The 14757-nt window shown below is 62.5% G+C and carries 15 protein-coding genes; 3 read left to right on the forward strand and 12 right to left on the reverse strand.

Features of this window, described 5'->3' with window-relative positions; all coding sequences use genetic code 11:
• Positions 1-9 precede the first annotated feature (9 nt).
• The gene (locus tag BLW50_RS23870) at positions 10-975 is read right to left on the reverse strand and encodes an AraC family transcriptional regulator (RefSeq protein ID WP_170850323.1); all 966 of its coding nucleotides are present in this window, start codon (positions 973-975) and stop codon (positions 10-12) included.
• 222 nt (positions 976-1197) lie between these two features.
• Between BLW50_RS23870 and BLW50_RS23875 the strand changes: the two genes are divergently transcribed.
• The gene (locus BLW50_RS23875) at positions 1198-2499 is read left to right on the forward strand and encodes a phenylacetate--CoA ligase family protein (protein ID WP_170850324.1); all 1302 of its coding nucleotides are present in this window, start codon (positions 1198-1200) and stop codon (positions 2497-2499) included.
• An 8-nt stretch (positions 2500-2507) separates the two neighbouring features.
• On the opposite strand, the gene BLW50_RS23880 is transcribed toward BLW50_RS23875, so the two are convergent.
• The 4 genes from BLW50_RS23880 to BLW50_RS23895 all read right to left on the reverse strand — a co-directional run bounded on the left by BLW50_RS23880 (position 2508) and on the right by BLW50_RS23895 (position 6530).
• Positions 2508-3881 carry an ABC1 kinase family protein gene (locus BLW50_RS23880; protein ID WP_090707368.1) on the reverse strand — a complete coding sequence of 458 codons (1374 nt, stop codon included), beginning with the start codon at positions 3879-3881 and terminating at the stop codon, positions 2508-2510.
• 4 nt (positions 3882-3885) lie between these two features.
• On the reverse strand, positions 3886-4758 hold the full coding sequence (locus tag BLW50_RS23885) for a heme-dependent oxidative N-demethylase family protein (RefSeq protein ID WP_090707369.1): 873 nt from the start codon (positions 4756-4758) through the stop codon (positions 3886-3888).
• 32 nt (positions 4759-4790) lie between these two features.
• Complete coding sequence (locus BLW50_RS23890) at positions 4791-5192, reverse strand: DUF2147 domain-containing protein (RefSeq protein ID WP_244544368.1); 402 nt, start codon at positions 5190-5192, stop codon at positions 4791-4793.
• A gap of 129 nt (positions 5193-5321) precedes the next feature.
• Positions 5322-6530 carry a pyridoxal phosphate-dependent aminotransferase gene (locus BLW50_RS23895; protein ID WP_090707371.1) on the reverse strand — a complete coding sequence of 403 codons (1209 nt, stop codon included), beginning with the start codon at positions 6528-6530 and terminating at the stop codon, positions 5322-5324.
• A 228-nt stretch (positions 6531-6758) separates the two neighbouring features.
• On the opposite strand from BLW50_RS23895, the gene BLW50_RS23900 reads away from it, so the two are divergent.
• The gene (locus BLW50_RS23900; RefSeq protein ID WP_090707372.1) at positions 6759-7043 is read left to right on the forward strand and encodes a hypothetical protein; all 285 of its coding nucleotides are present in this window, start codon (positions 6759-6761) and stop codon (positions 7041-7043) included.
• Positions 7044-7098: 55 nt separating this feature from the next.
• The gene (locus tag BLW50_RS23905; RefSeq protein WP_090707373.1) at positions 7099-7494 is read left to right on the forward strand and encodes a ComEA family DNA-binding protein; all 396 of its coding nucleotides are present in this window, start codon (positions 7099-7101) and stop codon (positions 7492-7494) included.
• 58 nt (positions 7495-7552) lie between these two features.
• On the opposite strand, the gene BLW50_RS23910 is transcribed toward BLW50_RS23905, so the two are convergent.
• The 7 genes from BLW50_RS23910 to BLW50_RS23940 all read right to left on the reverse strand — a co-directional run bounded on the left by BLW50_RS23910 (position 7553) and on the right by BLW50_RS23940 (position 14748).
• Positions 7553-7912 (reverse strand): DMT family protein, encoded by a 360-nt coding sequence (locus BLW50_RS23910; protein WP_170850325.1) that lies wholly within the window; start codon positions 7910-7912, stop codon positions 7553-7555.
• Between the two features lie 173 nt (positions 7913-8085).
• Positions 8086-9321, reverse strand: coding sequence for an MFS transporter (locus tag BLW50_RS23915; protein ID WP_090707374.1), 1236 nt, complete (start codon positions 9319-9321; stop codon positions 8086-8088).
• Between the two features lie 35 nt (positions 9322-9356).
• Positions 9357-10592 carry a DUF1501 domain-containing protein gene (locus BLW50_RS23920; protein WP_090707375.1) on the reverse strand — a complete coding sequence of 412 codons (1236 nt, stop codon included), beginning with the start codon at positions 10590-10592 and terminating at the stop codon, positions 9357-9359.
• A 6-nt stretch (positions 10593-10598) separates the two neighbouring features.
• The gene (locus BLW50_RS23925) at positions 10599-12107 is read right to left on the reverse strand and encodes a DUF1800 domain-containing protein (RefSeq protein ID WP_090707376.1); all 1509 of its coding nucleotides are present in this window, start codon (positions 12105-12107) and stop codon (positions 10599-10601) included.
• Positions 12108-12233: 126 nt separating this feature from the next.
• Entirely contained in the window at positions 12234-13361 is a 1128-nt protein-coding gene (locus tag BLW50_RS23930; RefSeq protein ID WP_090707377.1) for a zinc-dependent alcohol dehydrogenase family protein, read from the reverse strand.
• 84 nt (positions 13362-13445) lie between these two features.
• Complete coding sequence (locus tag BLW50_RS23935; RefSeq protein ID WP_090707378.1) at positions 13446-13817, reverse strand: VOC family protein; 372 nt, start codon at positions 13815-13817, stop codon at positions 13446-13448.
• A 46-nt stretch (positions 13818-13863) separates the two neighbouring features.
• Positions 13864-14748 carry an NAD(P)-dependent oxidoreductase gene (locus tag BLW50_RS23940; RefSeq protein WP_090707379.1) on the reverse strand — a complete coding sequence of 295 codons (885 nt, stop codon included), beginning with the start codon at positions 14746-14748 and terminating at the stop codon, positions 13864-13866.
• Between the last annotated feature and the right edge of the window lie 9 nt (positions 14749-14757).

Here is a 14757-nt window from a genome sequence, read left to right on the forward strand (position 1 = left end):
GAGGGCTTTCTAAGCCTTCCGCCCTTTGAACTTGAGGACAGCTGACGGTGTCTCGCCGAAGCGTTCGCGAAAATGCACGGCGAATTTCGACAGATGCGCGAAGCCGCATTCGGTGGCGATCGATGTCACCGTCGTCTGCGTGGGGTCTGCGTCCAACAGCATCCGCCGGACCAGATCCAGTTTCCGGTCGCGCAGATAGTTCAGAGGCGTGGTGTCGCGAAATTGCCGGAAGCCGTAATAGAGCGTGCGCGCGCTGACGCCTGATATCTCGATCATGTCGTGCAAAGGAAAGTCCGCCCTGGGATCGGCCTCAATCGCCTCTTCGACACGGTGGATGTAATAGGGCGCGCAGGTTTTCTGCGGCCTTTCCAGAGTGTCGGTGTAATTGTTGGGAAATGTCGCGATGATGGTCGACAGGATCATCTCTTCGACCTGACTGCGAAACCGAGCCGGCCGATCGGATATGGCGGCGACATAGTCATACATGGTCGCCAGGATTTGGCCGGCGTTCTCGGTGGCGGATGAGCGAAATTCGACCTCGTCGCCTTCGCCCGAGGCCAGCAGGCTTTGCAAGTGTTTGGCGATGGCCGTGCGTTCAACGCGCAAGATCAGCTGTTCACCATCCGAGGCCCAGTCTTTGGCGAATGTTTCACGCGCATTGACGGCGTAGGCCGTTCTCTCCAGTACGGTGGTGGCGCTGCGATTACGCCAGATCTGAAACGAGCCTTTCCGCGCTAATTGAAACAGATAGAACCGATCCATCTCCGATGAGCTCATCCTGACATCGCCGCCATACTTCAGGCGGTGAAAGGAAACGCTGCCGCAGGCAACCGTGCGGTGTTCCATCGTCAGCTGATGATTGGGGCTGCGAAAGTCGAGCCTGTGCGAACGGAAAGCCCCCGACAGATGGGCGCGGGCCATCTCCGGGTCTCTGGTTTCGAAGGCGTCGGATTTCCGTCCCAATGTCTCGATCATGAGGGCTGCTTCATGGAGTGAGCGCCAATCGCAAGACATTCAAGCAGGGAATGGGGAGGGGTTCAAGATCAGGGGTGGGCTAGCGGCATATCCGCGCTCGAGAGCCAAAAGCCTATGGGACAAGGCTTTATTGCATTCTTCGGCTGGCGCTTGCGCCGGTGGGCTAGTGCCGGGGAGGCCACACTCCCTAGCCTGCGTTTCAGGCCATCAGGACGATATTTGATGCAGTTTCCGCTTTCCCTGCCGAAGTCGCGCGCCGAGATTGCCGCTCTGCAAAGCGAGCGTAAGAAAGTGGCTTTCGCGCGGGCGAAGGCGGCCAAGTGGTATCGCAAGAAGCTGGATCATATCGATCCCGAAAAGCTCGACGATCCCTTGGAGTGGCAGAAGATCCCCATTCTCGACAAGGATGTTCTGCGACAGCTCGACCATGCCGCGTTCCTTGATAACTTCTGCACCGCGCCAGCGACCGAAGTCGCCGAATACTGGCGCTCTGGCGGCTCGACTGGACGTCCCGTCTTTTATCCGCGCACGGCCGAGGATATCCGCTACGCGCTGTTGTCATGGGGCCGCTCGTTTCCCTGCATGGGCATCGGCAAGGGCGATCTTTGCCATATCTCTTTTCCCATGGGCGTCCATCCCGCCGGCCAGGTTTGGGCGCGCAGCGCGCAATTGTTCGATGTCGGGATGATCTGGGTGGGGGCGGGCAATTCCTGTCCGTCCGAGGTGCAGCTCAATCTGATCGAGACGCTGAAGCCGACCGTCTTCATGGGCATGAGCAGTTTCGCGCTGCATCTCGCCAATCTCGCCGATGCCAAGGGCATCGACCTGGCTAAGAGTTCAGTGAAGAAAGTGGTGTGTACGGCCGAGACATTGTCGGATGCCAAGCGTGAAAAGATAGGCAGAACCTGGGGTGCGGAGGTTTTCGACGTTTTCGGTATGAGCGAAGCCGGGCTGATGGGCGCCGAGAACAGCGCGCATGATGGTATCCACGTCTGGACGGATCTCTATTATGTCGAGGTCGTCGATGTGGAGACTGGGATTCCCGTGCCGGACGGCGAGGTCGGCACGCTCTGTGTGACACCGCTTTGGACGAACAACGCCACGCCGTTCCTGCGCTGGAATTCGGGCGACATGGTGCGATTCATTCCGCAATCCCGGGGCTCAGGGCCGTGGGCCGATGTCTTCCCGATGATCCGGCACGCCAATCGCACGACCGGCTTCTTCAAGATAAGAGGCGTCAACGTCAATCACGCGGAGTTCGAGGATCTGATGTTTCGCAATGGCGCCATCAATGACTTTCAGGCGCTGCTGCTGACCGACGAAAAATCCGGCCGGGAGAATCTCAAACTGTTGATCGAAGTGCGGCGCGGCATGGATAATGTTCAGGCCAGTTCGGATGTGGCGCGGCTGGTCAAAAGCAGCTTCGAAGTGTCGCCGGAGGTGGAGGTTCTGCCGGCGGGCAGCTTGGCCAGCGCGTTTGAAGCCAGCATCAAGGCGCCGCGCTTCGTCGATCGCCGCGTGTAGTCAACCCTTCATGCCGGCGGCGACAGGCCGACTTTCCGCAACACCGCCGCCTGCCGCTCCGCCAGCCCCTCGACACTGAAATCAGCCAGGGCGTCGTTGAACATGGCGTAGAAATTGAGCCGTGCGTCGAGATGCAGGAATGCGCCACCGAGGCCAATGGCGGCGCGGTCCATGAAGACGAATTCCCGGGGCACGGTGACAGGACCGTGTTGCTTCAGCCCTTCATGAACGCGGCTGGCCTGGGTGCGGCCATATTCGGCGGGCGAGACGCCATCGGCAATGGGCCGCACGCGGTCGTCGAGCAAAGGGCCGTAGATGAAACGCGACCAGATGTTGAGGACATCGCGCAGGTCTTTGCTCAGGCCGCGAAAACCCCAGGTCTCGTAGGCGGCGGCGATGGCCGCTTCGTCGGCGTCGCGCAGGCCGCGATAGAGATCGACGACGCCTTTGACGAAGCTCGGCGGAAAGACGCGGATGCAGCCGTAGTCGAGCAGGTTGATGCCGGCAGCTTCGCCGCTCTCGCCGCGAAACACGGTGTAATTGCCGAGATGCGGATCGCCGTGAATGATGCCGAGCCGGATGAAGGGATGCCACCAGGCGCGGAACATGGCGGTAGCGATCGCGTTGCGCGCGTCCTGCGAAGCGGTTTTGAAATCGAGCAGCGGCTCGCCGTCGAGCCAGTCGAGGGTGATGAGGCGACGGGTGGAAAGCTCCGGCCAGACGCCCGGCACGCGCACATTGGTCTGGGTCGTGCTGTCGCCGAGAATTTCGCGATAGAGCGCGACATGTTTGGCTTCGCGCTGATAGTCGAGTTCCTCGCGCAGGCGCGCGCCGATCTCCTTGGCCGCTTCGCGGGTGTCGAGCGCCGTGTTGAGGCGGCGGCGCAGGGCGAACAGGATGTCGAGCTGTTGCAGGTCGGCTTCGACCACCGAGGTCATATCGGGATATTGCAGCTTGCAGGCGAGCGGCTTGCCATCAAGGGAGGTGGCGCGATGCACCTGGCCCAGTGAAGCCGCGTGCGCCGGATGCAGATCGAAGGCGGCGAACTTGCCGCGCCAGCCAGCGCCGAGTTCCGCCATCATGCGTCGATTGACGAAGCCGGCGCCCATCGGCGGGGCGTTCGATTGCAATTGCCGAAGACGGTCGGACAAATCCTGCGGTAGGGCTCCTGGAATGGTGGCGAGAAACTGCGCTACCTTCATCATCGGGCCCTTGAGTGATCCAAGTGCTGCCGTGAAGGCCGCCGCATTGGTGTCGTCGAGCACCTCGCGGCCGCGCAGGCGCGCGCCGGCCATGCGCGCGGCCACGCCGCCCACCTTGGCGCCGACTTGCGCGTAGCGCGCGGCACGCGCACTCAGTCTGTTGCGTTCATCATCGGTCATGGTGTCAGTCTGCCGCGATGAGCGCGGCGAGGGAATGAGCGATCCTGTCGCGGCTCTCCACCATATTCTTGTACGTGAGCTGCTCTGGCGTCAGCGCCAGAAGCTGCCTGCGCAAGGCGGTGGCGAGGTTCGCGCCATCGGGGTGATGACGCAACGCCGCGATCGGATCGACGAGAATGCGGATGGTGAAGAGGATGTCGCCCGATTGCGGCATTTTTCGCAGGCTCTGTCGCTCGACACGGATAAAAGCCGCATCGGCCGTGGCGGGAGCCTGTGGCGAGGGGTGCGGATGGTGCAAGGTCTCGCTGTCATAGATCGACCAGTTGAACCGCTCGACGGGCGCCTCGGCACGCAGATTGTCGAAAATGCGGGTGACGCGTTGTTCCATTCCGCCAGGAAAGCCCGGCACGGGCGCGTGAATGTCGGCGAGGTTACGGTCGAATTTCTCCCGTAGAAGCCACGTCGAGGGAAAGCAGATAGCGGCGGCGGCCAGACGCCAGCCGTCGTCGAAGCGGCGCATGAGCGCGAGATCGTCCTGCACCAGCAGCGCCGCCTGCATCAGCGGCGGTAGATCGTCGTCGAAGGCGACGCGCTGCCGCAAGGGCGTGATGACAATGCCGGCATCTTCGCGAATGTAGAGATCGGGAAACGTGCGCGTCAGATAGTCGGCGAGCGCATCGCGGATTTCGCTCTGGCTCGCTTGCGTGTCGGCGCGGGCGGTGAAGACATCGCCGCGCTGTTGGGCAAACAGCCGGCGCTTTTCGGCGAGGAAATGCTTCAGCCCATCGTCAGGCTCGATCCAGCGCGTTGGGTCGAGCGGGCGCAGGCCGATGGTGAAGGGCTTTGAGCTGCCATCGTAAGGCGTGTGGGCGAACATGCGGGAGCATAGCACGCCGACGCTTCAGCGGATCAATTCACCCGCGACCAGGCGACGGAACGGCAGATCAATCCGCCAAACACGCAGCCTGCTGTCGTCAGCGTCGAGCCGGACAGGCTCATCGTGCCGGAATAGGTCTTGCCGTCTTCCGGATTGAAGGCATTGCCGCTCCATTTGCCGGCGCCTGCTGGCTTCATATTGTAGAAGACACGCTGGCCGACTTTGGACGGGCCGCTGCTGTCGGCGAGCCAGCTGATCGTGCCGCACAGGGCGCCGCCGCAATCGGTGATGCGCACCCGGCTCTTGCCATTGTCACGCAGCCAGACGCCCTTGGCGTCCTGGGCCTGGGCCGGCAAAGCGCCGCAGAGCAGCAACAGGCCGGCGCCGCAGAGTAGGGATTTCGATGACAGGGTCCGAGATGATAAAGTTTTCACGGCACATCCCTCCATTCTGTACCTGACCCAGCATAGCCGGGTGGGCGACAGGCTCAAGCGCGGCGAAGGGAGACCAAGGCAGACGAAGGGATAAGCCGCGCACCCAGGAAGGCGCGCGGCTAGAGGATTTTAGGTCAGGCTGGCGGTGAAACGCTGGATGCGCCGGCAGGCGTCTTCCAGCAGGCCGGTCTTCGCCGCATAGGAAATGCGGAAGTTCGGGCCCAGGCCGAAAGCCGATCCGTGCACCACGGCGACGCCTTCCTGCTGCAGCAGTTCGCCGATGAAATCCTCGTCGGTCTGCAGCACCTTGCCGCTCTGCGTCTTCTTGCCCATCGCCTGCGAGCAATCGGGATAGACGTAGAAAGCGCCTTCCGGCATCGGGCACTTGATGTACTTGGCCTGGTTGAGCATCGAGACGACCAGGTCGCGCCGCTCTTCGAAGGCTTTACGGAAGATCGGCAGATGATCCTGCGGGCCGTTCAAGGCTTCAACCGAGGCCCATTGCGCGATCGTGCAGGCGCCTGAGGTTTGCTGGCCGTGCAGCAGGTCGAGGGCTTTGATGAGGATGTCGGGAGCCGCGGCATAGCCAATGCGCCAGCCGGTCATGGCATAGCTCTTCGACATGCCGTTCATGGTCAGCGCCCGATCCATCAGGTTCGGCTCGATCTGTACCGGCGTGGTGAATTTGAAATCGCCGTAGATCAGATGTTCGTAGATGTCATCGCTGAACACCCAGACATGCTTGTTCTTGGGCCGCATCAGAACATCGGTGAGCGCCTTCAGCTCGTCGCGGGTATAGGCCGCGCCGGTCGGGTTCGACGGCGAGTTGAGCAGCACCCACTTGGTCCTCGGCGTGATGGCGCGGTCGAGATCCTCGGGCTGCAGTTTGAAGCCCGACTCAAGCGTCGTCTTGACGATCACCGGCGTGCCGCCGGCAATGGTCACCATGTCCGGGTAGCTCACCCAATAGGGCGCCGGAATGATCACTTCATCACCCTTGTCGCAGGTGGCGAGGAAGGTGTTGAACAGGATCTGCTTGCCGCCCGTGCCGACGATGGTCTGCGACGGCTTGTAGTCAAGCTCGTTCTCGCGCTTGAACTTCTTGGCGATGGCCTCACGCAGCGGCACGATGCCGAGCACCGGCGGATATTTGGTCTCGCCGCGATTGATGGCTTCTATCGCCGCTTTTTTGATGTGATCGGGCGTATCGAAGTCTGGTTCGCCGACGGAAAGCGAGATGATGTCGCGCCCGGCGTTTTTCAGATCGCGCGCAACCTGGGTCGCCACCATGGTGGCCGAAGGCTTCACGCGGGTCACTGCGCCTGCAAGGAACGACATTGGTCTGGTCTCCGGGGAGTTTTAAGAATTTCCATGGATTCATGGAAGCGGCGGAAAATAGTTTCGCGGCGCGCAAAGGGCAAATGGAAAAGCCAGCTTTCGGCCGGTTTTCGGTCGAACCCTCGGCGGGATTGTGCGTTACCACACGGCAGAGGTGAGGCGGTCAGGTGTATCCCGTCCGGTGCGGGAAGGCTGTTCTGCCTCCCTGCCTGTGCCAAGGAGGCTCTGATGAGCTTCAAAAATGGGTCCGAATCGAACGAAAACAATGGCTTCAGCTATGCTATGTCGCCGGAAATGGCGCAGCAGCAGTTGCGCATGTCGGTTCGCCTCGTGGTGCTGATGGCCTTTGCCACCGCCATTGCCCTGGTCGCGACCATGCGCACGCCAACGCTGATGCCCCATTGGCCGAGCGAGGCGCATCGCAACAGGCTGTCGGTCATGACCTTCGTCGCTGACAATGGGCCGCTCCAAGTGGATCAGCAGGTGGGTTCAGCCACGGTTCATGTGCGCTGACTACAGTGATGACGTGAGGTGCCCAACAGGGCCTTCCGTTATTCTGGAGACAGACATGAAGACCCGCATTCTTGCCGCTCTTGCATTCGCGACCGCCCTCACGGGCGCAGCTTTGGCGCAGGCCCCGGCGCCTTCGACGCAGCCAGCGAAGCCGACCGTGCCGCCGGCAGCCGCAACGGCTCCTGCCACTCCAGCCGCCACCGCAAAACCCGCCGCGCCTGCTCCGGCCGCCGCTGCCAAGCCTGCCGCCGCGACCGATCTCCTCGACATCAACACCGCCTCGGCCGCTGATCTCGAAAAGCTGAAAGGCGTTGGCGCAGCGCGCTCGGCGGCGATCATTAAAGGTCGTCCGTATCACGGCAAGAACGAGCTGCTCGACAAGAACATCGTGCCGAAGAATGTCTATGAGGACATCAAGGATCACATCATCGCCAAGCAGACGGCGCACTAATCGTTCGGTCTGCTCACATCTTTGGAACGCGCCGCCGCGAGGTGGCGCGTTCTACATTTCAGATCTTATCTTTGAAGATGAAAGCGGCGCCCGCGGCAATCAGCGCGAAGCCGACGGCGTGATTCCAGCCGAGCTGTTCCTTGAGGTAAAACGTCGAGAACCCGGCGAACACGAGCAGTGTAATCACTTCCTGCATTGTTTTGAGTTCGGCGACCGAATAGAAGGCGCTGCCGTAGCGATTGGCCGGCACGGCCAGGCAATATTCGAACAGCGCGATGCCCCAACTGGCTAGAATGGCCAGCAAGATCGGGCTCTCCTTGTATTTCAGATGACCATACCAGGCGAAGGTCATGAAGACGTTCGAGAGGATGAGCAGAATGGGGGCAAGCAGGGCAGGCGGGATAATATTGGAGATCATTTCCGCTCCAGATGGCGCGTCTTTAAAGCCGGGGAGGCCGATGGTGGGTTCGATTTTGCGTGAGGTTCTCGCTTAACACGATCGCTATGGCAAAGTTCCGTTACGTTTTAGCGCGTTCGGCAGAGTGCGGATAAATCGCTTCACGACTAATTTCGTGTTGGCGCCAGAGGAATTCACCTCGCTGCTTGGGAAGGCTTTGGCCCCTCTGTTCCCAATGCAGTTTGCGCGGGCGGAAAGAATTTTGAATTCAGCAGCCAGAAGAGCAGGCCGGCCAAGGCGATGGCGCTTAGAATCAGGAAGGCCGTTCCGTAACCCCAACTGTCGGCGGCGAAGCCTGCGACTGCGGTACTGAAGGCCGCGCCGACACCTTGGGCCGTCATGACGGCGCCAATGCCGGCATTCACATGGCCGGTGCCCCAGAGAACCTGGGCGACGATTCCAGGCAAGGCGACGCCGAGCAGGCCGGCGCCGACGCCATCCAAAATCTGAACGGGGATGAGCGCACGGGGGTCGGTGAAAGACCAGGCGATGAGGCCTCTAAGAGGCAAAGCGACCAAAGCTGCGATGAAGAGCGGGTTGTAGCCGCGTGACACGGCGATCCGCGCCGCGATCAAAGCCATGGGGATCATGGTGATCTGCGCGATGAGGATGGTCGCGGCGGTGTAGGCGCTCGGATCCCATTGATCGCCGCGCGCGACCATCGCTTGCCCGAGGAGCGGCAGCATGGCTGCATTGCCCAGGTGAAAGAGCGCCATCGTTATGGCGATGACGATCAGCGGCCGGGATCTCAGCAAGGTGGAATAGCTCGTCTTGTCCGGTGTGGATGTGACGGTCTCCCGTCCTCTGGCGGCTTCATGATCGATATCGCTTTTCTTGATGAGCAGCACCGCGGCAACCGATGCGACCGCCATGATGGACATCAAGGCGAACACCGCGACGAAGCCGAAGATATAGCCAAGAAGCCCGGCAAGCGCTGCGGCAGAGGCATTGCCCGCATGGTTGAAGGCTTCGTTGCGGCCGAGCTGATGCGCGAAGCCGGCCTGTTTGACGAGGCCCAGTGTCAAGGCCGCGATGATCGGCCCCATGGCGGCCCCCCCGATGGCGCTGATGGTTTGCGCCACTGCGGTGGTTGGAAATGTCGGAGAGAGATAGTTCACTGTATTCGACAGAATGACCGCGATGATGGCCGCGATCGCCAGGGCGCGTTTGGCTTTCGTGCTGTCGACAATGATGCCGGTTGGCGTTGTCGCGACCATGCCCGCCAGTCCGCCGATCGTCATGACAAGGCCGATCTCGGATGCGCTCCAGTGTCGATCTTGCAGAAAGACGCCAAGGAATGGCCCCAGTCCATCGCGGACATCAGCCATGAAAAAATTCGCGGCGTTCAATGCGGCAATGGATGTCGGCATCGATGCCACAATCGAATTGCGCGGGATTGGTTCCCTTAAGCGATCAAGCCGCGCAGCGGTTTCGCTCCAGTCGAATCCGGAAAAACCGCTTCGATCTGGGCGGCGCCAATGTTCAGGTGATCGACCAGCAGGCCCTTAAGGACAGCGCGCAGGTCCGTCGTCGCCTTCAAGTCGCGCCTTTCGAACAGTTGATCGTCGCGCAGGCCCGGCCAGTCAGCGACCATTTTGCCGCCGGCGAGCGCGCCGCCGGCCAGGAAAGCCACTGTGCCGGTGCCGTGATCGGTGCCGGTCGTGCCATTGACCTTTGCCGTGCGGCCGAATTCGGTGATGGCGACGAGCACGGTATCTTTCCAGGCGGGACCGAGGCCGGTTTCGAATTCGGCGATGGCGGCGTCGAGGCCAGCCAGCAATTGCGCCAGGCGGCCGGTGGCGCCGCCTTCATTGGCGTGGGTGTCCCAGCCGTCAAACGCCAAAGCGGCGATGCGGGGGCCGTCATCGGCGGCTAGCAGCTTCGCGGCGCCGCGCGCGGGCGTACGCATCGCCTCGATCAGATTGCCGCCGGCGGGGCGCATGCCAGCGGCTTCCCGTTGCGCGATTTTCTCGATGTCGAGGCTTTCGGTGAGTACGGTGGCGAGCGCCTTGTCCTGCTGGCGATAAAGCGTCAGCAGGCGCTGTTCGAGATCGTCTTGCACAGCAGGCAAGGTGCTCGGTGTCCAGCCGGTGACGGGCGCGCCGCCGCGCAGGATAAGCGGTGTCGACGGGCCAACGCCGAGCGCCGGCCCTCGTGTGTTGCCGCGCGCCGCGACCCGCTCGCCTTTCGGCAGCACGGAAACGGTGCGGTTGAGCCAGCCTGAGTCCGTGCGTCCCGCCCCAGCATAGCCGCTTTCCAGCACATCCTGGCCGTCGAAATGAGAGCGGTCACGATAGGCGGTGGCAGTGGCGTGCACGATGGTCGCCTGTCGCGCCCCATAAAGCCGCGCCAGATTGGTCATGGACGGATGCAGGGCAAAGAAGCCGTCGAGCGGCAAAGCCGGTGTGTCGCCGGTGAGCGACATGGCGATGGGCCCATGCAGGCCGGCATAGGAAGGATCGCCGACGGGCGGGACAGCGCCGAGGCCATCGAGCGCGCCGCGCAGGATGATGGTGATGAAGCGTGGGTCGCGTGCGTCGGCGGCGCGGGCAAAGCGCGGCAGATAGGACCAGGCGAACAGCGCGCCGCCGGTGACGAGAAGCTGTCGGCGGGTGGGGAGATGCAGGATGGTGGAGGCCATGGGCGGCTATCTCCTTTGGAATTCCGGCGACATCAGCACGAGTGCGATGGCCTGTTCGCGTGATTCAGCCCGTCCGATCGCTTGGCGCAGATCGGCGGACGCGGCCGCGCCGGCGGCGGCGTCGAGCGCTTCCTCCGGATCGGTGAGATTGCCGAGGCGTTTGGCGATCTGGTTGGAGATTTCCAACCGTACCTTCATGCCGTTGGGCGTGGCCCAGGCAAAATTGCTGTCGGCGTAACCGTTGGGGCCAGGGGGCTGCCAGAGTGGCGCGCCCATCAAAGCGAGAGAGCCGATATAGCGCTGCGGTTGATCGGGCGTGCGCGCGAACAGGCGCGAGGAGGCGACCAGGAATTCATAAGGGCTGCGGATCTTGGTTTGCGGCGTCGACCAGGCCAGGGGATCGTTGACCAGGGCCAAGGAGATGGCTTTCAGATCGCCATCACTGTCGCGAAACACTTTCGCCAGTTTATCGACAAGCGGCGGCGGTGGGTCGTCGGCGATGAAATGCCGGACCAGCTTGGTGGCGATGAATTTGGCGGTCGAGGGGTGGCGCGCCAGGTCGGCGAGCGCATGTTCGCCCTGCGCCACGCCGTCTTCCGCATAGGCGCGGTTCAGCAGCGTGTGCGTGCCCGGCTCATGGGCATTGGCGTTGAAGGTGAACGTGCCCGGTGTGCCCAGGCGCGCGGCGGGGCCGACAACCGTCCAGCCGGTGATGATGCGGGCGAAAGAGGTGACATCCGCCTGTGTGTAGCCGCCATCGACGCCGAGCGTGTGCAGTTCCATCGTCTCGCGAGCGAGATTTTCGTTGAGGCCGCGTTTGCCATTCTGACCGGCGCGGGAATTGGGGCCGATGGATTGCGCATTGTCGAGATAGAACAGCATGGCCGGGTGCTGTTCGACGGCGTGCAGCATGTCAGCGAAACGGCCGAGCACGTGCGGGCGGATCGCCTCACGCTCAAACGCGCCGGCGGCGATGCGCACGCCGGGTCCCTTGATCGCCGAAATGCAGAAATGGTTCGACCAGAAGGCGACCAGCCGTTCGACATAGCCGCAGGCCGGCGCATGGGCGCGCTGGATGCGCGCCAGCGCCTCGGCGCGGAAGCGTTCGTTGATGACATTGAAATTGGGCTGGGGCGGCAGCGGCGGTGGCGCTGGGGGCTGTGACGCGGGCGTATTCGTGTCGGTTGGCGCGTCCGCCGTACGGGTGTTGGCATTCGCCGTTTGATTGGCGGCTTGCTGATTTGCTGCCTGTTGATTCGCCGCCTGTTGATTCAGGGCTTGATGATAGACGCGATCTTGCGCTTGCAGGCCGTAGAGTTCGTTGAGCAGGGCGTCTGTTGAATGCAGGGTCGGATTTTCGAGCAGGGCCGAGCGTGGGCTTGCCAGTTCGGTCAGAACGAAGTCGCGTGGATCGGCTGCGGCCGCGGCGAGGTCGCCGGAATTGCCGCCGCGCGCGCCATAGCCGAAGCGGTTGAGCGCGACGAGTGCTTGTTGTGCCGAAGTGTTTGCCGTCATCGCATCGTCTCACGAATGAACGCGTCGAAGCTTCCTTAATCTGCCATGATAAACATGGCTGCAGGATGAACGGATCTGGAAAAACGCGGAGCTTAGCGGAAACGCACGATCAGTTGAAGCGAACGGTCAACCGAAGCGAACGACTTGCCGGATGGCCTTGCCTTCGCGCAGCCGGTCGAAGCCGGCGTTGATGTCGTCGAGGGTGATCAGGTCGGTCAGCAGCTGGTCGACCGGCAGGCGGCCACGGCGGAAAAGGTTGAGATAGCGGGGCAGGTCGCGTGCGGGCACGCAGGTGCCGATATAGCTGCCCTTCAGCGTGCGTTCCTCGGCGACAAGGCTGACGGCGGGAATTTGCAGCATGGCGGAAGGCGCCGGAAGGCCGCCGGTGACGGTGGTGCCGCCACGCTTGGTGATCGCATAGGCGAGTTCCAGCGCCTTCGCTGAACCCGCCAATTCGATCACCGTATCGTAGCCGCCTTTGCTCGCTTCACGGATGGTCGCGACCGCGTCGGGCGTGCCGGACTCGAAGGTTTCCGTCGCGCCGAGCTGGCGGGCGAAGGCGAGCTTGCCGGCATCGAGATCGATGGCGGTGACGCGGTCGGCGCCGCAGGCAAGCGCGCCGAGCAGGGCGGAGAGGCCAACGCCGCCAAGGCCGACGATGGCGACGTTTGATCCCGCTGCGATCTGCGCCGTGTTGACGACAGCACCGACGCCGGTGAGCACGGCGCAGCCGAAAAGCGCCGCATGTTCAAGCGCAATGTCCTTGTCGATGCGCACCAGCGAGCGGCGCGACACCACCGCGTGATCGGCAAAGGCGGAGACGCCCATGTGATGATTGATCGTGGCGCCGTTGCGGGTGATGCGCTTTTCGCCTGACAGCAAGGTGCCCGCGCTATTGGCGGCGGCGGCCGGTTCGCACAGCGCGGGGCGGCCGGTGGCGCAGGGCAGGCAATGGCCGCAGCTTGGCACGAAGACGAGGACGACGTGATCGCCGATGGCGAGATCGTCTACGCCTGGGCCGAGGCCTGCGACCACGCCGGCCGCTTCATGGCCGAGCGCCATCGGCGTGGGGCGTGGCCGTGACCCGTCGATGACCGACAGATCAGAATGGCAGAGGCCGGCGGCGGCGATCCGCACCAGTACTTCACCGGGACCAGGCGGGGCGAGTTCGATCTCCGCGATCGTCAGGGGCCGCGATGTCGCATAGGGCGTGGATCGGCCCATATCTTCGAGAACGGCGGCGCGTACTTTCATCGACGATCCTCATGAGGAGAGCTATGATGCGGTCATTGGTTGTTTTATGCAATTGCTCGCCGGCCTCGCAGTAAACAACTCTGCTTACTCAGGCTGAAGACATGTCGCGACCTGCCAGATGTTGCCCCATTGATCAGCTATGGTGGCTCGACGATCGCCCCAAGGCATGTCGCTTGGTGGCTCAATGATCTCAGCACCGGCTGCCTCGGCTGATCGGCATGTCGCGTCGGTATCAGGCACGTAGACGTATAGCATTCCGGGCATGGAGGGTCTGATTCCTCCGCCGTCGCTGACCATGATGGTTGAGCCGGCTATCTTCAGTTCGACAGGTCTATTCTCGATAGCCTCTCCCTCGGCATTGAAGACAAGGCGAATGAACTCAACCAAACCTGCGACATCCGCCGTTATCAGGCGCGGCGTCACTGCGTGTAAGCCCTCCCGGATGTAATGAGCCATGACTTTGCTCCGCTCGTTGCCGCAGTGTGTGTGAGTCTAGCGAAGGTCAGTCGCTCACTTCAACGCCGGCTGGTTGCTCGAAATATTCGACAATGGAATTGTAGCCACGCTGGGGATTTTCCGCGTAGGCGCTGTCCCAAATCTCCATCACCGCCGTGCCGAGTGGGGCGGGCAGGCCCAGGGCTTGGATGGTTTCCATGTAGAGCTGCATGTCCTTGACGCCGATGGTCATCGGCGAAGCAAAATCGCGCGGCAGGATGGAGCGGGGGAATTTGTCGACGGTGGCCGAGTTGCGGCCGCTGCCATCGTTGATCGCATCGATCAGGGCTCTGGGATCAAGGCCCGCCTTCACGCCCATGACGATGGCCTCGCAGGAAATGGTGAGCGCGGTGATCGACAGGGCATTGTTGATGACCTTGGCGATCTGCGCCATGCCCGGCTCGGTGCCGACATGATGAATGCGTGATGTCATGAGGCGCAGCAGCGGCTGAACGCGCGCGAAAATGTCATCTGATCCGGCGCAGACAAAGGCGAATGTGCCCGCGTCAACGCCGCGCGGGCCGCCGGCCGCGCCGGTGACGGGACAATCGAGAACAGCGATGTTGGCTGGCGCGAGGTCGGCTGAGATCTCACGCATGGTCTTGACGCCGAGCGTCGAGCATTCGACGAGAAGGCGTAAGCGCGAAGCGCCGGTGATCTCATCGGCAACGGTGCGGCTCACCGCTGGTTTCGGCAGGCAGGCGAAGGCGATCTCGCAGGTGTCGGCGACCGCGCGGGCTGATGCGGCGATGGTGGCGCCGGCTTGGCTCATGCGCTGACAAGCCGCGGCATCGTTGTCGTAGATGGTCAGGCGTTGGCCTGCCTGCAGCAGTTTGCGCGCCAATGCGCCGCCCAAGGCGCCTGCGCCGATGAAGCCGATGGTCTCCGACATGAAACAATC

Origin of the sequence: Beijerinckia sp. 28-YEA-48 (assembly GCF_900104955.1) — a bacterium.
Classification (GTDB): Bacteria; Pseudomonadota; Alphaproteobacteria; order Rhizobiales; family Beijerinckiaceae; genus Terripilifer.